A 23,659-nucleotide genomic window follows, 5' to 3' on the forward strand; every position below is an offset into this window, starting at 1 on the left:
GCTTGCGCCCAAGCAATGACAGCAGTGCGCCCCAAAGGGCTGGCACGACGGCAAAAGCGTGCTATTCAGGCCGCCTTGTGGCGATTTCGCGCTGCAATTATCCCAATTTCTGGAGATCCAAAATGACGATCAAGGTGACGTTCCCCGATGGTGCAGCTCGCGAATATCCGCGCGGCACCACCGGCACCACCGTGGTCGAGGGCATCTCCAAGAGCCTCGCCAAAAAAACCATCGCCATGCGCTGGAACGGCGTCGTTTCCGATCTTTCGGATGCGCTCGACGCTGACGGCAAGATCGAGTTCGTGACGCGCGATTCCGGGTCCAAGGACGCGCTCGAGCTTATCCGCCACGACGCCGCGCACGTGCTGGCCGAGGCTGTTCAGGAGCTGTGGCCCGATACGCAGGTGACGATCGGCCCCGTGATCGAAAACGGCTTTTATTACGACTTTTTCCGCAAAGCCGGGCCGTTCACCGAAGATGAGCTGCGCGTCATCGAAAAGAAGATGAGCGAGATCATCGATCGTGGTGCCGCCTTCACCAAGGAAGTGTGGACGCGCGACCAGGCCAAGGACTTCTTCCGCGCCAAGGGCGAAGAGTTCAAGGTCGAGCTGGTCGACGCGATTCCGGCTGACCAATCGCTCAAGATGTACAAGCAGGGTCAGTGGATCGATCTTTGCCGCGGCCCGCATATGCGGACCGTGAAGGATGTCGGCCAGGCGTTCAAGCTGACCAAGGTTGCCGGTGCCTATTGGCGTGGCGATAGCAATCGCCCGGTGCTTTCGCGCATTTACGGCACTGCGTTCGCGACCAAAGAACAGCTCGACGCCTACCTCGTCATGGTTGAAGAGGCGGAAAAGCGCGACCATCGCAAGATCGGCCAAGACCTGGACCTGTTCCACTTCCAGGCCGAGGCGCAAGGCTCGGTGTTCTGGCATCCGCGCGGCTTCACCATCTACAACCAGATGGAAGCCTATATCCGCCGTCGCCTGAATTCGTCGGGCTACGTCGAGGTGAAAACCCCGCAATTGATGCACGCCAAGTTCTGGGAGCAATCCGGGCACTGGGGCAAGTATCGCGAGAACATGTTCGTCGTACCCGACGTCGTCCCGAACACGGATGAAGAAGGTCCGGTGTTTGAGGACGTCGGCGATTTGCTGGCCCTCAAGCCGATGAACTGCCCTGCCCACGTGCAGATCTTCAACCAGGGCATCAAGAGCTATCGCGACCTGCCGCTGCGCATGGCCGAGTTCGGCTGCTGTCACCGCAACGAGGCCCATGGTGCACTCCATGGCCTGATGCGCGTGCGGCAGATGACTCAGGACGACGCGCATATCTTCTGCCGCGAAGACCAGATCCAGAGCGAGACGGAGCACTTCGTGCACCTGCTCTATTCGGTCTATGGGCATCTTGGCTTCGACAATGTCGTCATCAAGCTCGCGACGCGGCCGGAGAAATTCGGCGGCACCATCGAGCGTTGGGATGCAGCCGAAAAGGCGCTGGGCGATGCCCTGCGCGCGACCGGCTATGACTTCGAGATCGCCGAGGGCGAAGGCGCGTTCTATGCACCAAAGCTTGAGTTCCACCTCAAGGACGCCATCGGTCGCTCCTGGCAGGTCGGTACGCTGCAGCTCGACTATGTGCTGCCCGAGCGTCTGAACGCGACCTATGTCGCCGAGGATGGTTCGCGCCAGTTTGCCGTGATGCTGCATCGCGCGATTCTTGGATCGCTCGAGCGCTTCATCGGTATCCTGATCGAGAACCACGCCGGCAAGATGCCGGTGTGGCTGGCCCCGACCCAAGTTGTGGTTGCGACCATCGTTTCGGAAGCGGACGAGTATGGTCAGAAGCTGGTCAACCAGCTCCGGGCCGTAGGCATCCGTGCCGAGCTCGACACCCGCAACGAGAAGATCAACTACAAGGTGCGCGAGCATTCGGTGCAGAAGGTGCCGTTGATGTTCGTTGTGGGCAAGCGCGAGGCCGAGGAAGGCACGGTTTCCGTGCGTCGTCTCGGCACCGAGGGCCAGCAGGTCATGCCATCGATGGAAGCGATCGTTTCGCTTCTTACCGAGGCGACCCCGCCTGATCTCAAGGATAAGGCGCAGGCTGCATAAGATGCCGCAGCGTCCGTCTAATCGGGAAATGAAGGCACTGTTTCATCTGGGCGAGGACAAGGTCCTCGGCCCGAATGACTTCAAGGATATCGGCGAAAAAACCTTTGCCGGCATGCTGAAGAAGAAGTGGGTGGAAGAGGTCGAGCCGGGCAAATTCCGGACGACCGAAAAAGGCCGCGTCATCCATGATGAAGAGGTCTATTTCACTGGGCGCTGGAAGCGCTGAGGACAAGAAGGAGCGGGTCGATGGCTGATCCGATTGCCATAACCCGCTCCGTTTCCATCGATCCCGGCGAGATCGAGGAGACTTTTGTGCGCGGCTCCGGGCCCGGCGGACAGAACGTCAATAAGGTCGCAAGCGCGGTGCAGCTGCGCTTCGATCTCGAAAATTCTCCCAATATTCCCGAGCCGATGAAGCGACGCGTGGCGGCGCTGGCGGGCAGCCGAATGACCAAGGATGGCGTGATCGTCATTCTGGCCAATATCCATCGCGATCAGCCGCTCAATCGGGCGGAAGCGCAGGCGCGGCTTGTGGCGCTGCTGCGCGAAGGCGCCTATCCGCCAAAACCGCGCATCGCGACGCGACCGACGCTCGCCTCCAAGACGCGGCGGCTCGACGCCAAATCCAATCGCTCCAGCATCAAGACCGGACGCGGACGGCCGCAATTCGAAGATTAGTTTTCTGACATCGGGGACAGTGTCATGAGTTTGAAGTTTGGGACCAGTGGCGTGCGTGGCCTCGTGGTCGATCTCGAAGGCCAGCCGGCGCGCCGCTATGTGACAGCGTTCTTGCGGCATTTGCAAACGTCGCGGCAGATGGCAGGCGGGCGTGTGCTGGTCGGCTATGACCTCAGGCCATCCAGCCCGGCGATTGCCGAGGATTGCCTCGCGGCGATTGCCCATGCCGGGTTCGAGCCGGTGGATTGTGGCGCGGTGCCGACGCCGGCGCTGGCGTTGCAGGCGATGACGACCGGGAGCGCTGCGGTGATGATCACCGGCAGCCATATTCCCGCCGATCGCAATGGTCTAAAATTTTACAAACCGGCCGGCGAAGTCAGCAAGGCTGATGAAGCGGGCATCGTCGCGTCACTGTCGGATGTCGAGGTGCCGGACTACGATGAATCGGTGCTCGACGAAAATGAGGAAACGCTGGAAGCATATCGCGATCGCTGCGTGGATCTGTTGCCGGTCGGCGCGCTGGAAGGTTTTAAGATCGGGGTTTTCGAGCACTCGACGGTGTCGCGAGAACTGGTGGGCGAGGTGCTGGCGGCGCTTGGGGCGAAAGTCGTGTCGCTGGGGCGGAGCGATGTGTTCGTGCCGGTGGATACCGAGGCGTTTTCGGATGCCCTGTTCGCCCCCCTGCCCGGCTGGGTGCGCGAGCATGAGCTTGATGCGATCGTTTCAGCGGACGGCGATGCGGACCGGCCGCTGGTGATGGATGGCAGCGGCAATTTCGTGCGCGGCGATGCGCTGGGCTTGCTGGCGGCACGGTTCTTGTCGGCAAAGACTGTGGTAACGCCGGTGACGTCGAATTCGGCGATCGAGCGCACGGGCTACTTTGCAGAAGTCGTTCGGACCCGTGTCGGCTCGCCTTTTGTCGTCGCGGAGATGGAAAAGGCTGAAAAGGTCGTCGGCTTCGAGGCCAATGGTGGGACGTTTGTTGGTGAAGGTTTTGACCTCACGGCCCTGCCGACCCGCGACGCGATTCTGCCGGTCATTGCTGCGCTCGGCCTAGCCGCGGCGGAAAAGATTTCGGTGGCGGAACTGGTGGCACGGTTGCCGTTGCAGGTGGCGGTGGCAGACCGGTTGCAGAACGTGCCGGGCGATCGTAGTGGGCCGTTTCTTGAGCGTCTGCAAAAAGATAGCGGGTACGCGGCAGAGGTTTTTGCGCCCCATGAGATCGCCAGTGTGAATGCCATCGACGGGCTGCAATTCCATCTCAAGAGCGGCGAGACGGTACATTTCCGCGCCTCGGGCAATGCGCCGGAGTTACGCTCTTATGTCGAAGCTGGGACAGCGGACCGGGCCGCGGAATTGTTGGCTTGGTCTATGGGAGCGCTGGAGAAGGCGGTTCGCTAAGAACCTCGGCTATCGTCCCGGCGCAGGGATCCATTTTGAGCGGAAGCGAATTCCCAAAGACTTGGGGCGGCCTTGTGAGCCGCCCCTTTTATTTATTTCGCTGCGGCGGTGATATTCACCTTGTCGATTAGAACCGTGGGATCCTGTTCGGCGGCCATGAAGTCAGCCATGCCGAGACCGGGATCTTCCTTGGCTTCAATGGCGATGTTGAGCGACTTGGCCTTGCCGCTGACGAACTGGTTGATCGCCTGACCGAGCTTGGCCGCGTCGGCAGCGCCAGCCATCATGCCGACAACAGTGCCTTCAGCGAGACCGGCGAAGACCGGGCGCAGCGTTGCGGGGTCAGTGCCCTGCTCTGCTCCGACGACCGCAAGGATGATGTCCGAGAGGCCAGAATCGGTGACGTCGAGGTTGAGTGCCTTGACCGCGATTCCCATGCCGGCAGCGATGGCTTCGTTCTCATCGAGCGAGAACAAGGTTTCCGTTGCATTGGCGAAAGTACCGGTCAGCACAATGTTCGCCAGATCTTTGCCGGTGACGGAAATCTCGCTGACGTCGATCGTGTCGGTTGCTTCGTCCCAGGCTGCGGCAAAGCGGAAGCCGGCGTCGATGTCCTTGATGCCGAGCGAGATCAACTGCTGCAGTTGCGGATCGCCGCTTTCTTCCGGCAGCGCCGCCTTGATACCCGTGGCGGAGGTATCGATCATGCCCGGGATGCCGTTGACATAGTTGCCCAGCGTCAGGTCGAAATTGTCGACGTCAAAGACGACGCGCTCACCATCGGCTTCGGGGTCGGGGATATCGACCGACAGTCCGGCAAAGGAGAACCCTTCGAACGACGGGACCAAAGTGCGGGCATTGGCATCGAACCAGGCCTCGTCCACTCCGGCAGGTACATGGGCGAGCGCCTCGATGGTCGAGGTCATATCGAACTGTTTGACGGTAACGTTATCGATGGAGACTGCGCCATTGCCCTCGACCGACACGTCAAAACCATCCATCGAAATTTGCGGATAGATGCCGGGGGTCATGCCGCCCATCGTGACATTGCCGACGTTGAAGGTCATCGGCTGACCTTGGTCATCCTGCCCGTCACAGGCAAAACCTTCAAAGGTGAAAGGATCGCTTTCGAACGCCGTCAGAAAATCGGCATACATCTTGACGAACTCGCCAAAGAGCGCCGGATCGGCCATGTCGGGATCCGCTTCCATCCGCTGCGCCAGATGGACGAATTCGATAATCGAAGTCTTGAGCGGACGTCCGCGGACGCCGCCACCTTCGAAAGGACCGATCTCGCAGGTCATTTCGGGCGCTTCGAACGTGCCGCCTTCCATCTTGAAGTCGGAATAGAGCGTCTGCATCTCCTCGGATTCACCGGCGTCGACGAGGCCGTAGATGCCGAGAATTCCGCGGATGTTGAAATTGCTGACCGATGTTGCGCCCCAATCGGCGCCACCTTCGGGCATGGTCATTCCCGTACCGTCGAGGCTGGCGCTGGCGGCCACCCCATCGACCACGTCTTCGAGGACGAGGTTGGTGAAGGTCAGGACGGCTTCCTGAGCTTTGCCTTCGACGGTCGAGGTAATGTTGATGGAGATTTCCGGAACGGTGATGCTGTCGGCGTTGAGGGTGCTCAACGCTTCTGCATTCGTTTCGATGTCGCCGGAGAGAATCGACTTGATAGTGTCGCCATCGATCGACGAATTGACCGCATCGACCGTCGGAATCGACACGGAAACATCATCGATCGAGGATTCCTGGGTTGCCGGGGCACTCGTGTGCTTGTCCTTGGTCTTCTGCGCCCAAGCGGGCGCTGCAGGTAGAGCAACACTGACAAGACATGCAGCAGTGATCGCTGCCAGAGTGCGTCTCGACATGAATTTCAAAGTCATGTGGTTCTCCCGGTTGTGGGCGGACCTTGCACCGTGCCGCCGATCTCTAGCCAAAGGAATATCCGCCTATCCGCGTGCAGGCAAATGCTGCGACCGCGGCAAGCGGAGCCTCATGTGCGCCGTTCGAAAAGCCCGACCATCAGGAAGCCAGTCAAGAAGCCCCCAAGATGCGCCTGCCATGCGACACCAAGGCTTGTGCCCATCAAAAGTGGCGCCAAGGGGACCGCAGCGTTGAGCAGGAGCCAGATGAGGGTGAAAAAGCGCGACCGCGGATTGACGAAAGTCTCGCGCATACTCGCAAGACGCCTGCCGAGGACGATGCGCTGGCCAGTCTCGGGATGCTGCGCGTAGAGAATAGGCTGGAAAATGAAGCGCACGGCAGCACCGGTCAGCCCCGCCACACCACCGGAAGCGCCGATGAGATAGGCGCCGGAATAAAGCGATGTCGCAGCGAACGCCGCGGCGCCGCCGGCGGCAGAGAGAAGGAAAATCGCGAGCATCGGCCCTGCCCCATAGCGCCGCACCACCGGGCTTGCAAATATGACGAGCCAGGCGACGTTGACGAGCAAATGGTCCCAACCGCCATGAAGAAAGGCATGCGAAAATGGGGTCCAAATCAGCGGGATGGCGACGCTTAAATCCTGGGCGGCGAGGACGATCCGCAGCGGCTGAAACGCGAACCAGAAGTAGAGCTGGGTCTGCCCTTCTTCGTTAAGGACCATGGTTGCAGCGACATGAATCGCTGCCAGAATTCCGACGAGCACCGTAACGGATGCCGGTAACAGGAAGATCGGCTCGCGCGCGGGACGTCCAGAAGAACCGGGCGTTTGGTCTAATTCGCTCATCCACAGTCTCCCAGAGCCCACGGCTCCTTGGCTTACGCTGGTCTTTTCCACATTGGGACACCCGCGTTAACCTTAATTAATGTTTAAGCAGGCAATCGCCCTACCGATTTGCCATTGTCACGACGCGGCAGACGACTCTCACGGCGAGAGGTTGCCTCTCATGACAAAGCGGGTCCGAACCATGCAGATGCCGAGCACCAATACGCTCTATACCTATTGGAACACGATTCGTGGTGCGCGCAGCGCGCCCGACCGTAAGGATATCGATCCGACCCGCATCCGTGAGGCTCTGGCCAATACGTTCATTCTCGAACTCAACGAGGACGACAAGTTTTCCTTCCGCCTTGCCGGCTCGCACCTCTGCACCAGCTATTGCCGCGAATTGAAGGGCCGGTCGTTCTCGGCTCTCTGGCATGATCGCGACCAGGATGCGATGGATACGCTGATCCGCGCCGTGACCGAAGACCACGCCGTTGCGCTCGTCACGTTCCAGGGCACCACTGCCCTTCACACCAAGACCTCGTTCGAACTGATCCTGATGCCGCTCCGTCATAACGGCTCGAGCCACACGCGGATTCTCGGCGCCATGACCGCTCAGGACGAACCCTATTGGCTGGGCGTACAGCCGATCGCCGAGCAGCGGATCACGGGCCTGCGCTTGATCTGGCCGGACGAAATGCCGCGCGAGGAATCTGTGCGCGAAGTCGCCGCCAATGTCGTCAACGATATCGGTTTTGCGCCAGCAGCGCCGATCGGCGCCATGCAGACTACCCTTTATGGCCGCAGCGCACGTCGTTACGCACACCTCGCCGTCATCGATGGTGGGCGCCACTAATCCAACCATGCGTTAACCCAGAATCGGTATCCTGCTTGCATTAGGTGCTGTAGGCAGGAACCGGTAGCGCATGCTTAGTGACGATCTGGATTCTCCCCGCACACTTGCTTTTGGGCAAGAGAACCGCTTTCAACGCGTCAAGGTCTCGATCCTTGGCCGCTATATGCTTGCGGATCGACGCGAATTTCCCTGCCAGGTGTTAGAGATGTCGCCGGGCGATGCTTTCCTCATCGCGCCGGTCTCCGGCGCTGAGGGCGAGCGCATCATCGCCTATCTCGATCATCTCGGCCGCATCGAGGGCACGCTACAATCCCACGCGGACGGCGGATTCACGATGGATATCTCCGCAACGCAGCGCAAGCGCGACAAGATGGCGGCGCAGCTCACCTGGCTCGCCAACAAGGATATCCTCAATCTGCCAGAGGATCGCCGGCACGAACGCGTCGTGCCTGATCTGCGTCACTCGACTGTCGTGCTCGATGACGGTCGGCGCTACAATTGCAAGATCATCGACATTTCGCTCTCGGGTGCTGCCGTCGAGCTCGACGTGCGACCGGCAATGGGCACGCCGATCACAATTGGCCGCATGCGCGCGCGGGTCGTCCGTCACTTCCAGAATGGCGTCGCAGTGGAATTTGCGGCGGCGCAGGAAATGCTCAACGTCGTGCAGCAGAACCTGCGCATGATGAGCTGAGGGTTCACACAGTTCAGAACTGAAAAAGGACGCGCTGGTCGCGTCCTTTTTTATTGGCGTTTGAGGGCGCGACGACAGCGTAAACCAGACGTTACGGGCCTGACTAAAACACGGCTCAAATTCAACTCAAATACGCATAAAAACTGCGCTCTCGTTTTCGGAGCGGGGCAATCGGCGGTCCTTAGCGTGGTCTCCATCAGGAGATCGCATAATGACAATCAATTTCAGGCGCCTCGGCGCCGCGGGGATAGCGGTAGCAGCGCTAGCGGGCTGGGCCCAGCCAAGCGCAGCGCTCGACTTCACCAACGCCGCCTACATCCAGGTTGCGTCCACCAATACGTCTATTCCTGTCGGCCATCTCGATTTTTGCCGCCAGCGCCCCGGCGAGTGCATGCCCAATAGTGTCGTCGAGTCCGCCGTGACTCTGAATGAGACCAATTGGCAGCAGCTCGTATCGATCAACGCGCACTTCAACCAGACCATCATCCCGGTAACCGACCAAGAACTTTATCAGGTCGAAGAATTCTGGACCTATCCGACCAGCGGCTATGGCGACTGCGAGGATTTTGTTCTCGCCAAGCGCCGCGCGCTGATCGAGGCCGGATGGCCGGTGAGCACACTGCTGATTTCCGTCGTGCGCCAGACCGATGGCAGTGGCCATGCCGTGCTGATGGTCCGCACCGATCGCGGCGACCTCGTGCTCGACAATCAGGACGGAGCGATCCGGCTCTGGAATGAGACGCCGTACCAATACCTCAAGCGCCAGACCCAGGCCAATGCCGGTCAGTGGGTCGATATGCTGGACGATCGCACGACCATCGTCGCCGCGAACTAGTACGGCGCTTGAGCTAGAGTTTCCGGGCCCCGCCCATCTGATCCCTGATAGGGGCCTGAAGAACAAAGCCGGCTCTCGCTTAGCGAGGCCGGCTTTGTTGTATTTGAGATTGGCTAGACGTCAGCGAAAGAATGCGACGTAAAAGCTCATAAAGAAAAGACCGGTGACGAAAGCCCATGTAAAGGCGACGAGCGCACCGATAAGAGCCGAAGTCATGGACAGAGTGCTGTCGTCTTCATGCTGCCAGCCCATATGCAGCATGATGTAAGGACCGCAGATAATGCTCATCGCAAGGTGACCAACCGCGCCCCACAGGCTTCGGCCATCGAGCCTCAGCATGGCCTGCTGTCGGGCGACGCCCTGGTATAAATGCGTACCCGCTGCAGCAATGGAAAGCCCCACGCCCATGATGAAGGCCGCAAGAAGTAGTTCGCGCGTCATCAAAGCCTCCTCAGCCGCCGACCCTCGGCAGAACCAAACTTAACGCTTTGGTAACCATATTGCGGCTGAAGTGAAGTGTCACCTCCGCTTCCGAAAACTGGTTAATACCGGTCATGTCCGCGACATCCCATTCGAACACGGCTCAAGGCCAGATTTCAGGCCTGATGCAAAACCTGGCCGGGATCGCGCTCGGCGTATTGCTGCTGGCTGTCGGCGCGGCCTATCTCGTCGATCAGACAAGCCGACCCGGCGCACGGACGGCCGCTTCGCTGGGCGATGGCAATGCCATCGTGCAGACCGTGGGTGGCCGTGAACTAACGATTCCCCAGAACTGGTTTCGCTTTGGCGAGCAGATGCAGACCGGCTTTGTCAGCCAGGTCGATCTATCAGTTCATCTGGCGTCTGGCGTCGTCGATGTGACGCTGGTGCCTCGATCGCGGGCGCGCGCGAGCAGTGAATTGCTCGACAGCGTCTACGTGCATCAATTTGCCAAGGGCACACTTAGTGGCGTGCCGGGGCTCATTGGCCAGACGCTCGGGGGAAGTGGATATGCCGGCGAGGTGCTGTGGTATGACGCGCTGGCTGCTCAGCCATTCGTCGCCAAGTGCATTGCGCCGGTGGAAGTGGATGCCGCAAGTCGCTGCGTGCGTACGGCGCAACTGACATCGGGATTGGCGGCGATCTATAGCTTCGACGCCACCATGCTCACCGACTGGCGAGACTTCGATGCGCAGATGGGGCAGTGGTTACAGAAAATCGGCGCCAACTAGGGCGCCGATCTCAATTCTATTCGATATCGTCGAGATCGATATCGAGGATCGACATCGAGAACATGTAGGACTTGTCGCCGTCTTCATCATCGAGATGGATGAGACCGATCGACTCGTCGCCGATGAACACCTCGACGGAATCGTTGAGCTTGGCGCGCGGACGCACGTCGATGTTCTTGTTGTTGAATTTCTGTTGCAGGAATTTCTGCAGCTTGATGATCTCGGGATGGTTCACGGCAATCGTCCTGCTGTTGGGTTGGCGCGCAATCTAGTGACTGAGCGGATGCTGACAACCCCTGCCCCAGCCATTTTAGCGGTAACAACGCTTGGCAAAGGCTTGCCGTCGCTTACGGGTTCTCGTGAACCAGCACCATCTGGTCCATGATCAATGCGGGTTGTGCACAACCGGCTTCACCAATGACCTTGGCCGGAACGCCCGCGACAGTGGTCCGGGGCGGCACTTCCTTGAGAACCACCGACCCCGCGCCGATGCGCGAGCAATCGCCGACCTGGATATTGCCGAGCACCTTGGCACCGGCGCCAATCAGTACACCATTGCCAATTTTCGGGTGACGGTCCTGGTCGGCCTTGCCGGTGCCGCCAAGCGTAACGTTCTGGAGCATCGAGACATTGTCGCCGATGACTGCGGTTTCGCCGATGACGAGGCCGGTGCCATGATCAAGCATGATGCCCTTGCCCATGACGACTGCGGGATTGATATCGACTTGGAAGACCTGACTAGCGCGGCTCTGAAGGTAGAGCGCAAAATCGCGGCGTCCAGCTTTTAGGAGAGCATGCGCAAAGCGATGGGTCTGGATGGCCTGATAGCCCTTGAAATAGAGCAAGGGCTCGATAGCCCTGTGGCAGGCCGGATCGCGTTCGAGCGTGGCCGCGAGATCGACCCGTGCAGATTCGCCGATGGCCGGAACGTCGCGGAGAATTTCAAGAAAGGTCTGACGGATGATGTCGGCCGAGACGTCTTCGTGATCGAGCCGCGCAGCAAGGCGCTGCGCCAAGGCTTCTTCGAAGGTCTCGTGATTGAGAACAGTCGTCAGCGCCATCTTGCCCAGCGCAGGATCGGTGTCCAGAATCTGGCGCGCGCCAGCGCGAACCGCCTCCCAAACGGGATCGACCGATTTGATCTGTGCCGACTTCTGGACGTTGACGCTCATGGGCCGAGCTCCGCTTTATCGAGAAATACCGATATAAAGCATCTGGTTGCTCAATACAAAGGCCAGGCGCATGGATTGGTTCACGCTTTTATCGCAGGAGGAAAAGTCCTCCCCAGAAATTCGAGCGCTGCTGCCTTGAATTTGGTGTCTCCCGTAGCGCGCATGTGATCGCGCCGCGGGATCACGAATGCTTCGCCCTGCGGAAGAAGTTCGGCCAGCGGCTCGGGTGGGCCAGCCATTTCGTCGGCTTCGCCAACTGCGACGAGGACCGGAACCTCGATTCGGCGGACATCGGCGCGGGCCATCGGCTGCCGGGACGTTTCCATACAGGCAGCCAAAGCCTCGCGATCAGACCCCGTGTGATCGGCAAAGATACGGAATTGGCGGGCAGTTGGGTGGGTCAGGTCTGTGAGGCTTGGTGCACGGAGCCCCGAGATGATGTCGTTTCCGTCCGTGAGGCCATTGATCAGGTTCATGCCCATCCCGCCGAAAATGGCTGCAGCCACCCGTTCGGGATGATCATAGGCGAGAAAGGCGGCAACGCGGGCGCCCATGGAATAACCGAGAACCGCGACGCGCTGTTCACCAAGGTGGTCGAGCAGCGCCAAACTATCCTCGACCATTCGCTCAGGAAAATAGGCATCGGGATCGTGCGGCTTGTCTGACTTTCCATGGCCGCGGTGATCGAAGGTGATGGCCCTATAGCCCGCGCCGACGAGCGTATCGACCCAGCCTGTCTCGATCCAGTTAACGCGCCCGCTTGAGGCGAAGCCATGAATGCAAAGGACTGCAGGGCCTTCGCCGGCTATTTCATAAGCGAGGGAATAACCACCGGATTGGAACATGGGCATGGGGAGGCTCCTTTGCGCGACGTCTTATCGCGTGCGACCCAGCCGTGCCACCCTGACGAGTGCGACAACGAGGTGAGCACTGGCCCTTTTCTTCGGGTCGCGGCTTGGCTATGGTCCGCCATAACAAATCGGCCCTATAGGTTAGACCATGGCTCACGGCACCACCCCGCACTTTCACAACACCGATGGCCTGCGCAGCATCGAGGTTGGGTCCAAGGAATTCCAGTGCATCGGCGCCCTGCCCCCGTTTGATCATCCGCATGTCTTTCTCGACATGGGCAAGGACACCGAAATCGTCTGCCCCTATTGCTCGACGCTCTATATCTACAAATCCGAGCTGGGCGAGGGTCAGTCGAACCCTGCTTCCGCGATCTTCAAGGCCAAGGCCGCCTGAGTTAGACCATGCCCGGCACGGGCCGTAGTTACATCATAGCCGGGGCCGGAATTTCCGGCCTCACACTGGCGCTGACGCTTGCCAAATTCGGCGCGACAGTCGTCGTGCTGGAGCGCAATAGCGGCATTCAAGAGGCCGGTGCTGGCCTACAGATCAGTCCCAATGCGCGGCGCATCCTTGACCGGCTGGGACTTTCCGAGACGCTCTCGACGATTGGCCTCGTCCCCCAAGCGCTCGACACCTATAGGCCTGGCGAGACCAAGCCGTTTTTTTCCATGGAACTTGGCGCGCTCATGGAAGAGCGCTTCGGCGCGCCATATTCAGTGATGCATCGAGCCGACCTCGCCGAGGCGCTCTATAAGGCGACACGGCGGTTCGCCAATATCGACATCATGTTCGGCGTTCGCAGCTGGGATATTGCCTCCCACGCCCGCGGAGTGACTGTCGCGATCGATGACGACAGCGGACAGTCGCGAACGACGCGAGCCAGTGCCTTTATCGGAGCCGATGGGGTGCACTCTGCAACTCGGCGGCAGTTTCTCGGCGGACCCGAGGCCCAGTTCGGCGGGAGAGTTGCGTGGCGTACGCTGGTTCCTGCCGAGGCCGCGCAGGGGCTGATCGCGATGGATCGGGTCTCGGTATTCTTTGGCGGCGGACATCATCTCGTTTGCTATCCGCTGCCGCATCGCGGTCAGATCAATCTCGCGCTTTTTCTGCCGGGCCAAGCCAAGGATAACCCAAAGGTGCCAATGCTCAAGGGCAAGGCGACGTTTGGAGCGCTGGTGGCTGCTGCGGGAGAAACCTGGACACCATGGCCGCTTTTTACCGTCAAGACGTCGACATGGTACCGCGACAACGTCGGGATCCTTGGGGATGCAGCACACGCCATGGTGCCGTTTCAGGCGCAAGGCGCAGCCATGGGTATCGAGGATGCGGCAACGCTTGGGCCGTTGCTCGTGGATTGCGCAGAACCGGAAACCGCATTCGCGCGTTACGCGACAGCGCGGCAGGCTCGCGTTGAGCGTGTGGCAAAACTTTCGGCCAGCAATGGCCGTATATTTCATATGAAATGGCCGATGTCCGCAGCGCGCGACGCGGTTATGCGGGCACAGGGGCCGCGGGGGCATCTCAACCGCTTGGGATGGATTTATAGCCACGATGTGGCGCCACCGGCAGGCATGCCAGAGCGGTAATGCCTTGCCTTGCACGGCGCCGCTGTGGCAATGCCCTAAGAGACTTTGGGCTGGTTGAAAGGGAACGGAACTCCGCATGCAAGCTGCGACACGCTCCCGACTGGCCCTTGCCTGCATACTGACCACAGTGCTGATCGACATGATCGGCGTGGGTATTATCGTACCGGTACTGCCCGAACTGTTGGAAGAACTGACGGGCGGCAGCGTTGCCAATGCGGCTGTCATCGGCGGCTATCTGGTTTTCGCCTATGCCTTGATGCAGTTCGTGTTTTCGCCGGTCTTGGGAAATCTCTCAGATCGGTTCGGGCGGCGACCGATTCTCCTCGCGTCGCTTCTTGGGCTCACCTTCGACTATCTCATGATGTCGATCGCACCCTTCGTTTGGTACCTTTTCATCGGACGCATCATCGCCGGCATCGCGGGCGCGGCTCTGGCGACGGCGACGGCCTATATGGCCGACATTACGCCTCCCCATAAACGCACGCACCGTTTTGGGCTTATCGGCGCAGCCTTCGGGTTGGGCTTTATCATCGGGCCGGTGATTGGCGGCGAATTGGGCGAACTCGGGCCGCGCGTACCGTTCTACGCGGCCGCAGGTTTGGCTTTCGCCAATTTCCTTTTCGGGCTTCTGGTTCTGCCCGAAAGCCTGCCAAAGGCCAATCGCCGCAAGTTCAATATCAAGCGGGCCAATCCGCTGGGTGCCGTGGTTGCGCTGCGGCGCTATCCCTCGGTGCTGTGGCTCCTTGGCGTGCTGTTTTTCCTACAGCTTGCGACGCAGGCACTGCCGACGATCTTCAGCTATTTCACGGTCGAGGTATTCAATTTCACCTCCTCAACGATCGGCCGAACGCTGGGGGCTTTCGGCATCGGCTTTGCGTTCAGCCAGGCGGTTTTGACGGGCCCCTTATCGAAGGGCATCGGCGAGCCCGCCGTGGCCATTGTCGGGCTCATGGCGGCGGCAGCCGCCTTTGCGGGCATCGCCTTTTCGACCGATGTGTACCACCTCTATCTGTTCATCGCCGTTGGCACGGTCAGCGGCCTTGCGCCGCCTGCGATCAATGGCCTCCTGTCGCGACAGGTGCCGGACAACAGCCAGGGCGAGTTGCAGGGCGCTGTGAATGCTGCAAGCTCGCTGGCGACGATCATTGGCCCCTTGGCGGCGACGCAGATCTTTTCCTACTACTCGGACTCTTCGGGCACGGGGCATTACTTCCCTGGCGCGCCATTCATCGCCTGCGGCATCGCCGTCGTTATCGCGCTCTTGATTTTCGCAGTCGCAGCCTGGCGCTTCGAACTTTCGCATCGACCGAGCATCGCCAACAATCCACACGTGCCCGACTTGCCGCCACCGGGTCAGCTGCGTGTTGCGCCAATCGATGACGATGATGACATCAATCCGCGCCGCCGCTGAGACTGACCGCGAAGCGATTTTGAAGATCATCGCGCCGGTTTTGCGCGCTGGCGAAACCTATGCCATCGACAGCGACCTGAGCGAAGTTGCCATGCTCGACTATTGGTTCCTGCCGGCGCACGAGGTTTTCGTGGCAGTGGATGATGGTGAGATTGTCGGGACCTACTACTTGATGGCCAATCAGCGCGGCGGCGGGCAGCACGTGGCCAATTGCGGCTACATGGTTTCGCCAAAAGCACAAGGACGAGGCCTGGCGCAGGCCATGTGTGAGCATTCCCAGGAGATCGCGAAAGCGCGGCGCTTTTTGGCGATGCAATTCAACCATGTCGTATCGACCAACACGCGCGCCGTGGCTCTATGGCAGCGGCTGGGTTTCGACATCGTCGGCACGTTGCCCAAGGCATTTCGTCACCCGGTGCATGGGCTGGTGGATAGCTACGTGATGTTCAAGACCTTCTGAACCGCAGAGCTGCCTAAAGCGTAGATCCTCCATGGCCATTCTCCGTTTCATCCTCGGCGACCAACTCTCGCGCAATCTTGCGACGCTTCGCGATATCGATCGCGAGCACGACGTGGTGCTAATGGCGGAGGTCGGCAGCGAATCGACTGTCGTCGGTTTCCACAAGCAAAAGCTCGCCTTCATCTATTCGGCCATGCGGCACTTCGCAGATGAGCTTCGGAGTGAAGGCATTCGCGTTGACTACGTGTCGCTGACCGATCCGGATAATACGCAGAACCTCGAAGGCGAGTTAAGGCGGGCGTTGCAGCGGCACGCCGTCGACGGCGTGGTCGTCACTGAGCCTGGCGCATGGCGCGTCAAGGATATGATGTCGGGCTGGGAAGAGCGGCTCGGCGTAGCCGTCGACGTCCGGGAAGACGACCGCTTCATCTGCAGTCATGCGCGGTTTGCAGCCTGGGCGGAGGGGCGGAAGAGCTTTCGCATGGAATATTTCTATCGCGAGATGCGACGCGAAACCGGCCTTCTCATGGAGAGCGGAGGGCCGATCGGTGGACAATGGAATTTTGATGCAGAGAACCGACAGGCATTGCCGGATGACTACCAGCCACCGGAGCGATTGCGGTTCAAACCTGATGAAACCACGCGCGCTGTGCTCGATCTGGTGGCTACGAGATACGACAAGAACTTCGGCGATCTCGAGCCCTTTGCATGGGCAGTGACGCGCGATGGCGCTCTGGAGGCGCTGGATCATTTCATCGAGCATTGCCTGCCCGACTTCGGCACCTATCAAGATGCCATGAAATCAGGCGAACCGTTTCTCAACCACGGCCTGATTTCGCCCTATCTCAATGTCGGTCTGCTCGACCCGCTGGAGGTATGCCGAGCGGCGGAACGGGCTTACCTCGAGGGCGACGTCCCGCTCAACGCAGCGGAGGGGTTCATAAGGCAAATCATTGGCTGGCGCGAATATGTGCGCGGAATCTATTGGCTGAAAATGCCGGACTATGCAGGGACGAACCATCTTGAGGCCAAACGCGACCTACCCTGGTTCTACTGGTCGGGCAAGACGCAGATGAACTGCCTTGCCAACGCGATCGGCGACACGCAACGGCATGCCTATGCCCATCATATCCAGCGCCTGATGGTGACTGGCAATTTTGCGCTATTGTCAGGGATCGAGCCGCGGCAGATCGAAGCCTGGTATCTGGCCGTCTATATAGACGCCTTCGATTGGGTAGAGCTGCCGAACACGCATGGCATGGTGATGTTTGCCGATGGCGGGCTCCTGGCCTCAAAGCCCTATGCGGCCTCAGGCGCCTATATCAACCGGATGTCGGACTACTGCAGCGGTTGCGTCTACAGCCCTGCGACGAAGGACGGCGAAAAGGCCTGTCCGATCACCCTGCTCTACTGGAATTTTCTGATGGAGAACCGTCAAAAGCTGCAGGGAAATCGACGGATGCTGATGCCCTACCGAAACTTGGATCGTATGGATGCTGCACAGCGGAAGAGCATTCAGGCACGAGCGACTGCGTTTTTAGATGGATTGTCTGCGACTGAAGACGAGCCAGAACAGCCGCAGTTACTGTTGGATTTGTAGGGCCTATAGCCCTGAAAATCTAGCCACCCAGCCTAGGCGTTTCGCGCAGCCTGTTTGAGAATACGACGGGCCAGTGCGTGATAGACGCCTTCACGGCAAACCAATTTGGAACAGAACGTGGCGACGAGAGCACCCAACATGACAGGGAAAATCAGAGCATGATTGCCCGTCATTTCGGTGACAATGACAAAGGCCGTGATGGGTGCCTGCAGAACAGCTGCCAGGTAAGCCGCCATGCACACGATCGTCAGCGCCGCAATCGGCAGCGGGATTATTGGTGTGACCATCTCCGCAATACCTGCGCCCACGGCAAGTGACGGCGAGAAGATGCCGCCCGGAATGCCGCTGATCGACGACAGGAGCGTTGCGAGCAATTTAAGCGGCGCAAAGCCTGTGGGCGCGCCCTCGCCTGCCATAATGGCCTTCGCCTGCTCGGAGCTGGTGCCGAAGATCGAGCCATCTGTCAGGAGGCCGCAGATGGCGACGCCGAGGCCGCACAGGACAGCGAACAGCACCGGATGAGATTTGATCAGCGTCCCAATCCTACCCGGCAGTCCGTATGAGAAGGCGATCAGGCCGCGACTGAATAGTCCGCCGGCAAAACCACAGATCGCAGCAACTGGGAGCACCCAGATCCACTGCTGGATATGGCCGAGCGTCATGAGCGATCGACCAAAATACGTATAGTCGCCCACAATCGCGAGCGGGACCAAGCCTGCAACGATGACTGTGCCAAGCACGAGGCCGCTTGTGCGCAACTCGAACGAACGGCCCATCTCCTCTATGCCGAACACAATTCCAGCAAGTGGTGCGTTGAAGGCAGCAGCAACGCCCGCAGCGGCGCCGGCAAGCAAAAGACCCGGCTGGCGATGCGGCGCAAAACGGCCGAGCCAGAACATTATGGAGGCGCCGACCTGCACCGTCGGTCCCTCGCGCCCCGCGGATGCACCGACGAGCAGCCCACCGGAGAGAAGCAACATCTTGGCGGCCGCCAGCTTCGGTGACACCAATTTTGTTTTGCTCTGCTGATCCTTCAGCTGCCGCGCCGCAATGACCTGCGGAATGCCGCTACCCTGCGCGCCATCAAAATAGCGACCCGTGACCCAAGCGAGAAAACCGAACCCCAATGGCGTCACCAGCAAGGGCATATAGGGCCATTGCCTCTGCGCGGACATAAAAAGCGCCATGGCGAAATCGGCGCCATAAGCGAGCGCGAGGGCGGCAACGCCGACGACAATTCCGCCGACCACAAACAGTGCTCGGCGCCGCAAACGCGGCAACCAAATGCGGTTCACACGGAGATTCAGTGCTCGGCGGAAAGAGCGCTGGGTCATGACTAGCTTCTGAAATGATTGAGCCGGAGACTAGCCCCGGCTCATGACGTCGAGAAAATGCGGCGCTTACTTGCCGAGCGTCGAAGGCCAGGTGCCGTGAAGATCGGAGCCGCGGCCTTCGATTTCGAAGCCGTGGGCGCCGAAGAAGTCCCGCTGGCCCTGGATCAGGTTGGCGGTGCCCTTGGCCTGACGATAGCTGTCAAAGTAGCTGAGCGCAGCCGAGAGACAGATCATCGGGAATTCGCCGATGGCGGCAGCGGCAACGACCTTGCGCAGGCTCGGGTGGGCGTCCTTCATGATCTCGACGAAGTCGGGCACGACGAGCAGATTGGTTGCTTCACCCTTGGCATAGGCCGAGGACATCTGATCGAGGAAGCGCGAGCGGATGATGCAGCCGGCGCGCCAGATCTTGGCGATCGTGGCGAGCGGCAGGGCCCAGCCATTTTCTTCCGAAGCCTTGGCAATCACGGCAAAGCCCTGGGCATAAGACACGATCTTGCCGGCGAGGAGCGCCTTTTCGAGATCGGCGAGGGTGACGTCGGTCTTGGCACGGTTAGGCTTGCCATAGATGCCTTCGGCGGCGACGCGTTCAGCCTTGCGCGACGAGATCGAGCGGGCAGCGACAGCGCCTTCGATGGCGGTAGCGGGAACGCCCATCTGCTGCGCGGCGATGGCAGACCAAACGCCAGTGCCCTTCTGGCCAGCCTTGTCGAGGATCAGATCGACCAGCGGCTTGTTTGTGTCGGGGTCGACAGCGTCGAGCACGTGACCGGTGATTTCGATCAGGTAGGAATTGAGCGGACCCTTGTTCCATTCCTTGAAGACATCGGCGCAAGCCTTTGCATCCATGCCCAAACCATCGCGCATGACGCCATAGACTTCGGCGATCATCTGCATGTCGCCATATTCGATGCCGTTGTGGATGGTCTTGACGAAATGGCCGGCACCACCTTCACCGAGATAGGCGCAGCAGCTTTCGCCATCAAACTTGGCAGCAATCGCGGTGAGCACAGGCTCGGCATTGTGCCACTGTTCCTTGGAGCCGCCGACCATGATCGAGGGGCCATGGCGGGCGCCTTCTTCACCGCCGGAAACGCCGACGCCGAGATAACCGATGCCCTTGGGACCGAGGTAGTCGAAGCGGCGCTGGGTGTCGGTGAAAAGCGAATTGCCGCATTCGATGATGGCGTCGCCCTTTTCAAGGTGCGGCAAGAGCTGTTCGATCATTTCATCGACCGGCTTGCCGGCCTTGACCATGATGATGATGGAACGCGGGGCCTTTACGGCCTGAACGAACTCGGCGAGGTCATACTTGGCCGTGACCTTGCCATCGAGACCTTCCTTCTTCGCTTCTTCGACGAACTCGTCGATGCGGCCGGGAGACCGATTATGGACGGCGATGGAATAGCCTTTTTCCGCGATGTTGAGCGCGAGGTTGGAACCCATCACCGCCAAGCCGATCAGGCCGATATCTGCATTCGCCATGAAGCTGTCCTTCCGAAGTCTTCGTCGCCGTCAAAATGTCGTGCGCCATGCGCGTGGTGCATAGCATGCGGGGGCGACAATGACCACAAAGTGGGTTCGCTGGAAAGGGCGATGGCGGCAATATTCGACCAATTCGCCATGCTTGTATGGAAGCCCCTATGCGCGTCTTGCCTCATAGCGCTTTGGATGGGTAGAAGCGTCGAGACAGAAGGATTTCAAGATGGGTCAGCGCTCGCCATTCGATCTCTCCGGCCAGCGCGCCCTCGTGACTGGCTCCAGCCGCGGCCTCGGCTTTGCTATGGCCAAGGCGCTCGCTGCGTCCGGTGCGGATATCGTCCTGAATGGACGCGATACTGTGGCACTTGGGGCTGCTGCCGCCGATCTCTCCGAAAGTGGCGTCGAGGTCAAAGCGCTGGCTTTTGACGTGGCGAGCGAGGATAGCGTTGCGGAAGCAATGGATTACTGCGACCGCGAGATCGGACCGATCGACATCCTCGTCAACAACGCCGGCACAATGGTTGGCGGCGCGCTCGAAGACTACCCGCTTGATCGTTTTGAAGCCTTGCTGTCGGCCAATCTTGTCTCTGCCCTGTGCGTAGCGCAGGTCGTTGGCAAGAGCATGCTGGCGCGGGGTCGGGGCAAGATCATCAATATCTGCTCAACGCGGGCCGATCGCCCCCTGCCTGGCAACGGGCCTTATGCGGCGACCAAGGCCGCGCTAGTGAACCTGACCCGCGCCATGGCGCTGGAATGGGCGCCGCGCGGTCTGCATGTCAACGGTATAGCGCCAGGATTCTTTGCGACCGAAATGAACGCTGCGCGCATGGCTGATCCGGAATTTCAATCATTCATGTCGCGCGTTTCACCAATGGGGCGCTGGGGCGAGCCGGATGAACTCGGCGGCGCCGTTGTCTTTCTTGCCTCGGCGGCATCCAGTTTCGTCAATGGGCACATACTTTACGTCGATGGAGGCCACAGTGCAGCAGTCTGAACCCGCCCGCATCATTATCGTCATGGGCGTCAGTTCCTCGGGCAAGTCTACCGTTGGCGCTGCGCTAGGGCGTGCCCTGCATGCGCCGTTTCTCGATGGCGACAAATATCATCCCGAAGCCAATGTCGAAAAAATGCGCGCCGGCATTCCGCTTACCGATGAGGACCGCTGGCCTTGGCTCGAAGCCTTGGCGGCAGCATTGAAAGATGCCGCGGACCAAAAAAAGGGCATTGCTGTCGGGGCGTGCTCGGCCCTCCGGAGGGCCTATCGCGATTTCATCACCGAGAAAGCCGGCGAGCCCGTGTGCTTCGTTTATCTAGACGGCAGCCGCGAGGTGATTGGCGAGCGCATGGCCAAGCGCAATCACGATTATATGCCGACAAGTCTTCTCGACAGCCAGTTCGCGACATTGGAAGTGCCGAATCCGGAGACGGAAAACGTCATCGTGGTGCCGGTGACGGATCCGGTAAACCGGATCGTGACGACGGTGACCGGCCAACTCGATCACCTCAAGAGCTTCAAGCGCTGGCAGTAGCTTTTCGGGTGAAACGGCCCTGCCCATACGCAACCAGCGCCGCAGCACCGACGACCAGAAGCGCGCCGAGAAGCGCGATTGGTACGGGAACGATTCCGAGTAGTATCAGGTCGAAGCCGAAGGCCCAGATGATGCCGGTATATTCATAGGGCGCGAGGACGGAAACCGGAGCGCGGGCAACTGATTCCATCAGTAGTACGTGGCCGAGGCCGCCAAGAAGACCAGCGCTGACGAGTAGCCAGAATTGGACTTGGGTCAGGTCCGCCCACCCCATCACAGCAGAAGAAAGTCCGGCAGCCGAGCAGATCAGCGCAAACGAGAGTGCGATGCTGGCAGGCGGCTCGGTGCGCGTCAGGTCCTTGACCTGGACACGTGACAGCGCGTTGGTAGCGGCCATGGCAACGCCTGCACCCACGCCGATCAAGGTTCCTTCGCGCAGTTCGCTACCGACGAGAGACGGGTACAGCATAAGCACGATGCCGGCGAAGCCGAGCACGACGCCAAAGAAGATCGTGGCGCCAGGCCGTTCGCGCAGAAAGATCATGGCGGCAGCGATCGAGAGGATCGGCGCGAGATAGGTCAGCGCCGTGGCAAGGCCCACCGAAAGGTAGCGCAGCGAAACGAAGGAAAAGAACATGACCGCGCAGCCAAGGAGGCCGCGGACCAGATGCTTGTGCGGATACCGGGTGCGGATGGATTGGCCGAGTTCACGCCGGACGGTGAGATAGATCAGCGTCGGCAAGAGGGCGACGAAGCTACGCCAGAAGATAATCTGGCCTGTCGATACGCCATCCGCGGCAACGGCGTGCACAGCGGTCGACATGCCCGACATGACGGCAAGGCCGCCCGTCGAAAGCCAAAGGGCGGCCGCGATATTCTGCTTGGGCATGGGTGGGGGTCACAGGAGGGAAAGTTTCGCCCTTGGTAGTGTTCCCCACCCTGCCCTGCAAGCACGGATTACTGCGCGGCGTAACCGCCATCGACCAGATGATAGGAACCGGTGATAAAGGATGCCTCATCGGACAGGAGGAACAGCGTCAGCGCCGCGACCTCACCGGACTGACCGAGACGCCCGACCGGATGCAGCGCACGGAGGCCGTTCAGGGTATCGGACGGCGTGGCGGAGCCGAGGAGCGGGGTTTCGATAAAGCCCGGACCGACGGCAGTCACGCGGATACCCTCCTTGGCATAGTCGATGGCGGCCGCCTTGGTCAGCCCTACCACACCGTGCTTGGCCGAGACATAGGCCGGAGCGCTGGCAAAACCATTCGTGCCGAGGATCGATGCCATGTTGACGATCGCGCCACCGCCGTTCTTGAGCATGGCAGCGATCTCGTACTTCATCGAATAAAAGACGGAGTTGAGGTTGACGTCGATGACCTTGTGCCAATCGTCAAAGGTGTAGTCGCCGGCCTTGGCTGCCTTGCCACCAATGCCGGCATTGTTCACGGCAACGTCGAGCCTGCCATAGGTGTCGACGGCGAACTGTACGGCCTTCTCGACCTGGTCGATCTTGCTGACGTCAACCGCGACGGCTGCGGCTTCGCCACCGGCAGCCTTGACGGCGTCCACGGCAGCCTGGGCGGCATCGAGCTTGAGATCGGCAACAACTACCTTGGCACCGCGCGCCGCCAACTGCTTGACGACCGCTTCACCGATGCCGGAAGCGCCACCTGTGACGAACGCGACCTTGCCTGAAAAATCCTGTGCCATAACAATCTCCTTTATATC

At 60.1% G+C, this 23,659-nt stretch carries 25 protein-coding genes; 15 read left to right on the forward strand and 10 right to left on the reverse strand.

Annotation, left to right across the window (positions count from 1 at the left end):
- Positions 1 to 122 precede the first annotated feature (122 nt).
- From thrS to ASE94_RS10450, 4 genes are read left to right on the forward strand one after another with little or no spacing between them, the layout of a single operon-like run.
- The gene (gene thrS, locus ASE94_RS10435; RefSeq protein WP_062630462.1) at positions 123 to 2,111 is read left to right on the forward strand and encodes a threonine--tRNA ligase; all 1,989 of its coding nucleotides are present in this window, start codon (positions 123 to 125) and stop codon (positions 2,109 to 2,111) included.
- A 28-nt stretch (positions 2,112 to 2,139) separates the two neighbouring features.
- Positions 2,140 to 2,337: a hypothetical protein gene (locus tag ASE94_RS10440; RefSeq protein ID WP_062630340.1), complete on the forward strand. Its 198-nt coding sequence runs from the start codon at positions 2,140 to 2,142 to the stop codon at positions 2,335 to 2,337.
- 20 nt (positions 2,338 to 2,357) lie between these two features.
- A complete protein-coding gene (arfB, locus tag ASE94_RS10445; protein ID WP_062630341.1) occupies positions 2,358 to 2,789 on the forward strand; it encodes an alternative ribosome rescue aminoacyl-tRNA hydrolase ArfB in 432 nt (143 codons plus the stop codon).
- A gap of 24 nt (positions 2,790 to 2,813) precedes the next feature.
- Positions 2,814 to 4,190: a hypothetical protein gene (locus ASE94_RS10450; protein WP_062630342.1), complete on the forward strand. Its 1,377-nt coding sequence runs from the start codon at positions 2,814 to 2,816 to the stop codon at positions 4,188 to 4,190.
- Positions 4,191 to 4,282: 92 nt separating this feature from the next.
- On the opposite strand, the gene ASE94_RS10455 is transcribed toward ASE94_RS10450, so the two are convergent.
- Both ASE94_RS10455 and ASE94_RS10460 read right to left on the reverse strand, forming a co-directional pair.
- Positions 4,283 to 6,082: a hypothetical protein gene (locus tag ASE94_RS10455; protein WP_156352104.1), complete on the reverse strand. Its 1,800-nt coding sequence runs from the start codon at positions 6,080 to 6,082 to the stop codon at positions 4,283 to 4,285.
- A 110-nt stretch (positions 6,083 to 6,192) separates the two neighbouring features.
- Complete coding sequence (locus tag ASE94_RS10460) at positions 6,193 to 6,927, reverse strand: rhomboid family intramembrane serine protease (RefSeq protein WP_082461149.1); 735 nt, start codon at positions 6,925 to 6,927, stop codon at positions 6,193 to 6,195.
- A 160-nt stretch (positions 6,928 to 7,087) separates the two neighbouring features.
- Here ASE94_RS10460 and ASE94_RS10465 point away from each other — a divergent pair, with 160 nt between their 5' ends.
- The 3 genes from ASE94_RS10465 to ASE94_RS10475 all read left to right on the forward strand — a co-directional run bounded on the left by ASE94_RS10465 (position 7,088) and on the right by ASE94_RS10475 (position 9,291).
- Entirely contained in the window at positions 7,088 to 7,762 is a 675-nt protein-coding gene (locus ASE94_RS10465; RefSeq protein ID WP_162236081.1) for a PAS domain-containing protein, read from the forward strand.
- Between the two features lie 70 nt (positions 7,763 to 7,832).
- A complete protein-coding gene (locus ASE94_RS10470) occupies positions 7,833 to 8,456 on the forward strand; it encodes a PilZ domain-containing protein (protein WP_062630346.1) in 624 nt (207 codons plus the stop codon).
- Positions 8,457 to 8,667: 211 nt separating this feature from the next.
- Complete coding sequence (locus tag ASE94_RS10475; RefSeq protein WP_061911381.1) at positions 8,668 to 9,291, forward strand: transglutaminase-like cysteine peptidase; 624 nt, start codon at positions 8,668 to 8,670, stop codon at positions 9,289 to 9,291.
- A gap of 120 nt (positions 9,292 to 9,411) precedes the next feature.
- Here the strand turns inward: ASE94_RS10475 and ASE94_RS10480 are convergent, their stop codons facing one another.
- Positions 9,412 to 9,732, reverse strand: a complete 321-nt coding sequence (locus ASE94_RS10480; protein ID WP_062630347.1) for a hypothetical protein — start codon at positions 9,730 to 9,732, stop codon at positions 9,412 to 9,414.
- A gap of 113 nt (positions 9,733 to 9,845) precedes the next feature.
- Between ASE94_RS10480 and ASE94_RS10485 the strand changes: the two genes are divergently transcribed.
- Positions 9,846 to 10,502, forward strand: coding sequence for a hypothetical protein (locus ASE94_RS10485; protein ID WP_061911377.1), 657 nt, complete (start codon positions 9,846 to 9,848; stop codon positions 10,500 to 10,502).
- 16 nt (positions 10,503 to 10,518) lie between these two features.
- On the opposite strand, the gene ASE94_RS10490 is transcribed toward ASE94_RS10485, so the two are convergent.
- From ASE94_RS10490 to ASE94_RS10500, 3 genes are all read right to left on the reverse strand, one after another.
- A complete protein-coding gene (locus ASE94_RS10490) occupies positions 10,519 to 10,737 on the reverse strand; it encodes a DUF3126 family protein (protein WP_061911375.1) in 219 nt (72 codons plus the stop codon).
- Positions 10,738 to 10,849: 112 nt separating this feature from the next.
- A complete protein-coding gene (gene cysE, locus ASE94_RS10495; protein ID WP_062630349.1) occupies positions 10,850 to 11,674 on the reverse strand; it encodes a serine O-acetyltransferase in 825 nt (274 codons plus the stop codon).
- Positions 11,675 to 11,754: 80 nt separating this feature from the next.
- Entirely contained in the window at positions 11,755 to 12,525 is a 771-nt protein-coding gene (locus ASE94_RS10500; RefSeq protein ID WP_062630350.1) for an alpha/beta hydrolase, read from the reverse strand.
- Between the two features lie 148 nt (positions 12,526 to 12,673).
- On the opposite strand from ASE94_RS10500, the gene ASE94_RS10505 reads away from it, so the two are divergent.
- The 5 genes from ASE94_RS10505 (at position 12,674) to ASE94_RS10525 (ending at position 17,583) form a co-directional block, all read left to right on the forward strand.
- Entirely contained in the window at positions 12,674 to 12,919 is a 246-nt protein-coding gene (locus ASE94_RS10505; protein ID WP_062630351.1) for a zinc-finger domain-containing protein, read from the forward strand.
- Between the two features lie 8 nt (positions 12,920 to 12,927).
- The gene (locus ASE94_RS10510) at positions 12,928 to 14,112 is read left to right on the forward strand and encodes an FAD-dependent monooxygenase (protein ID WP_062630352.1); all 1,185 of its coding nucleotides are present in this window, start codon (positions 12,928 to 12,930) and stop codon (positions 14,110 to 14,112) included.
- Positions 14,113 to 14,188: 76 nt separating this feature from the next.
- Positions 14,189 to 15,523, forward strand: a complete 1,335-nt coding sequence (locus ASE94_RS10515) for a TCR/Tet family MFS transporter (RefSeq protein ID WP_062630353.1) — start codon at positions 14,189 to 14,191, stop codon at positions 15,521 to 15,523.
- Positions 15,495 to 15,983, forward strand: coding sequence for a GNAT family N-acetyltransferase (locus ASE94_RS10520; protein ID WP_062630463.1), 489 nt, complete (start codon positions 15,495 to 15,497; stop codon positions 15,981 to 15,983). Before ASE94_RS10515 ends, ASE94_RS10520 begins: the two co-directional genes overlap by 29 nt.
- A gap of 31 nt (positions 15,984 to 16,014) precedes the next feature.
- Positions 16,015 to 17,583, forward strand: a complete 1,569-nt coding sequence (locus ASE94_RS10525) for a cryptochrome/photolyase family protein (protein ID WP_062630354.1) — start codon at positions 16,015 to 16,017, stop codon at positions 17,581 to 17,583.
- A 32-nt stretch (positions 17,584 to 17,615) separates the two neighbouring features.
- Here ASE94_RS10525 and ASE94_RS10530 read toward each other — a convergent pair whose 3' ends face one another.
- Positions 17,616 to 18,917 carry a chloride channel protein gene (locus tag ASE94_RS10530; RefSeq protein WP_062630355.1) on the reverse strand — a complete coding sequence of 434 codons (1,302 nt, stop codon included), beginning with the start codon at positions 18,915 to 18,917 and terminating at the stop codon, positions 17,616 to 17,618.
- A 66-nt stretch (positions 18,918 to 18,983) separates the two neighbouring features.
- Entirely contained in the window at positions 18,984 to 20,402 is a 1,419-nt protein-coding gene (gndA, locus tag ASE94_RS10535; protein ID WP_062630356.1) for an NADP-dependent phosphogluconate dehydrogenase, read from the reverse strand.
- 220 nt (positions 20,403 to 20,622) lie between these two features.
- On the opposite strand from gndA, the gene ASE94_RS10540 reads away from it, so the two are divergent.
- Entirely contained in the window at positions 20,623 to 21,393 is a 771-nt protein-coding gene (locus ASE94_RS10540) for a glucose 1-dehydrogenase (RefSeq protein ID WP_062630357.1), read from the forward strand.
- Positions 21,380 to 21,928 carry a gluconokinase gene (locus tag ASE94_RS10545; RefSeq protein ID WP_348270970.1) on the forward strand — a complete coding sequence of 183 codons (549 nt, stop codon included), beginning with the start codon at positions 21,380 to 21,382 and terminating at the stop codon, positions 21,926 to 21,928. The genes ASE94_RS10540 and ASE94_RS10545 overlap by 14 nt, the downstream gene beginning before the upstream one ends.
- Here the strand turns inward: ASE94_RS10545 and ASE94_RS10550 are convergent.
- Together ASE94_RS10550 and ASE94_RS10555 are read right to left on the reverse strand one after the other, a co-directional pair.
- Positions 21,912 to 22,817 (reverse strand): DMT family transporter, encoded by a 906-nt coding sequence (locus ASE94_RS10550; RefSeq protein ID WP_062630359.1) that lies wholly within the window; start codon positions 22,815 to 22,817, stop codon positions 21,912 to 21,914. The genes ASE94_RS10545 and ASE94_RS10550 overlap by 17 nt on opposite strands.
- Before the next feature lie 68 nt (positions 22,818 to 22,885).
- Positions 22,886 to 23,641 (reverse strand): glucose 1-dehydrogenase, encoded by a 756-nt coding sequence (locus ASE94_RS10555; RefSeq protein ID WP_062630360.1) that lies wholly within the window; start codon positions 23,639 to 23,641, stop codon positions 22,886 to 22,888.
- Positions 23,642 to 23,659: the final 18 nt, after the last annotated feature.

The sequence above is a fragment of the Devosia sp. Leaf64 genome (genome assembly GCF_001421945.1).
Taxonomy (GTDB): Bacteria; Pseudomonadota; Alphaproteobacteria; order Rhizobiales; family Devosiaceae; genus Devosia.

Excerpts from the sequence above, each read along its gene's own strand:
- thrS (WP_062630462.1), top strand. The coding sequence starts at position 123 with ATGACGATCAAGGTGACGTTCCCCGATGGTGCAGCTCGCGAATATCCG.
- gndA (WP_062630356.1), bottom strand. The coding sequence starts at position 20,402 with ATGGCGAATGCAGATATCGGCCTGATCGGCTTGGCGGTGATGGGTTCC.
- ASE94_RS10530 (WP_062630355.1), bottom strand. The coding sequence starts at position 18,917 with ATGACCCAGCGCTCTTTCCGCCGAGCACTGAATCTCCGTGTGAACCGC.
- ASE94_RS10505 (WP_062630351.1), top strand. The coding sequence starts at position 12,674 with ATGGCTCACGGCACCACCCCGCACTTTCACAACACCGATGGCCTGCGC.
- ASE94_RS10475 (WP_061911381.1), top strand. The coding sequence starts at position 8,668 with ATGACAATCAATTTCAGGCGCCTCGGCGCCGCGGGGATAGCGGTAGCA.
- ASE94_RS10450 (WP_062630342.1), top strand. The coding sequence starts at position 2,814 with ATGAGTTTGAAGTTTGGGACCAGTGGCGTGCGTGGCCTCGTGGTCGAT.
- ASE94_RS10440 (WP_062630340.1), top strand. The coding sequence starts at position 2,140 with ATGAAGGCACTGTTTCATCTGGGCGAGGACAAGGTCCTCGGCCCGAAT.
- cysE (WP_062630349.1), bottom strand. The coding sequence starts at position 11,674 with ATGAGCGTCAACGTCCAGAAGTCGGCACAGATCAAATCGGTCGATCCC.
- ASE94_RS10470 (WP_062630346.1), top strand. The coding sequence starts at position 7,833 with ATGCTTAGTGACGATCTGGATTCTCCCCGCACACTTGCTTTTGGGCAA.
- ASE94_RS10485 (WP_061911377.1), top strand. The coding sequence starts at position 9,846 with ATGTCCGCGACATCCCATTCGAACACGGCTCAAGGCCAGATTTCAGGC.
- ASE94_RS10525 (WP_062630354.1), top strand. The coding sequence starts at position 16,015 with ATGGCCATTCTCCGTTTCATCCTCGGCGACCAACTCTCGCGCAATCTT.
- arfB (WP_062630341.1), top strand. The coding sequence starts at position 2,358 with ATGGCTGATCCGATTGCCATAACCCGCTCCGTTTCCATCGATCCCGGC.
- ASE94_RS10460 (WP_082461149.1), bottom strand. The coding sequence starts at position 6,927 with ATGAGCGAATTAGACCAAACGCCCGGTTCTTCTGGACGTCCCGCGCGC.
- ASE94_RS10555 (WP_062630360.1), bottom strand. The coding sequence starts at position 23,641 with ATGGCACAGGATTTTTCAGGCAAGGTCGCGTTCGTCACAGGTGGCGCT.
- ASE94_RS10515 (WP_062630353.1), top strand. The coding sequence starts at position 14,189 with ATGCAAGCTGCGACACGCTCCCGACTGGCCCTTGCCTGCATACTGACC.
- ASE94_RS10500 (WP_062630350.1), bottom strand. The coding sequence starts at position 12,525 with ATGCCCATGTTCCAATCCGGTGGTTATTCCCTCGCTTATGAAATAGCC.
- ASE94_RS10465 (WP_162236081.1), top strand. The coding sequence starts at position 7,088 with ATGACAAAGCGGGTCCGAACCATGCAGATGCCGAGCACCAATACGCTC.
- ASE94_RS10510 (WP_062630352.1), top strand. The coding sequence starts at position 12,928 with ATGCCCGGCACGGGCCGTAGTTACATCATAGCCGGGGCCGGAATTTCC.
- ASE94_RS10550 (WP_062630359.1), bottom strand. The coding sequence starts at position 22,817 with ATGCCCAAGCAGAATATCGCGGCCGCCCTTTGGCTTTCGACGGGCGGC.
- ASE94_RS10480 (WP_062630347.1), bottom strand. The coding sequence starts at position 9,732 with ATGACGCGCGAACTACTTCTTGCGGCCTTCATCATGGGCGTGGGGCTT.
- ASE94_RS10455 (WP_156352104.1), bottom strand. The coding sequence starts at position 6,082 with ATGACTTTGAAATTCATGTCGAGACGCACTCTGGCAGCGATCACTGCT.
- ASE94_RS10540 (WP_062630357.1), top strand. The coding sequence starts at position 20,623 with ATGGGTCAGCGCTCGCCATTCGATCTCTCCGGCCAGCGCGCCCTCGTG.
- ASE94_RS10520 (WP_062630463.1), top strand. The coding sequence starts at position 15,495 with ATGATGACATCAATCCGCGCCGCCGCTGAGACTGACCGCGAAGCGATT.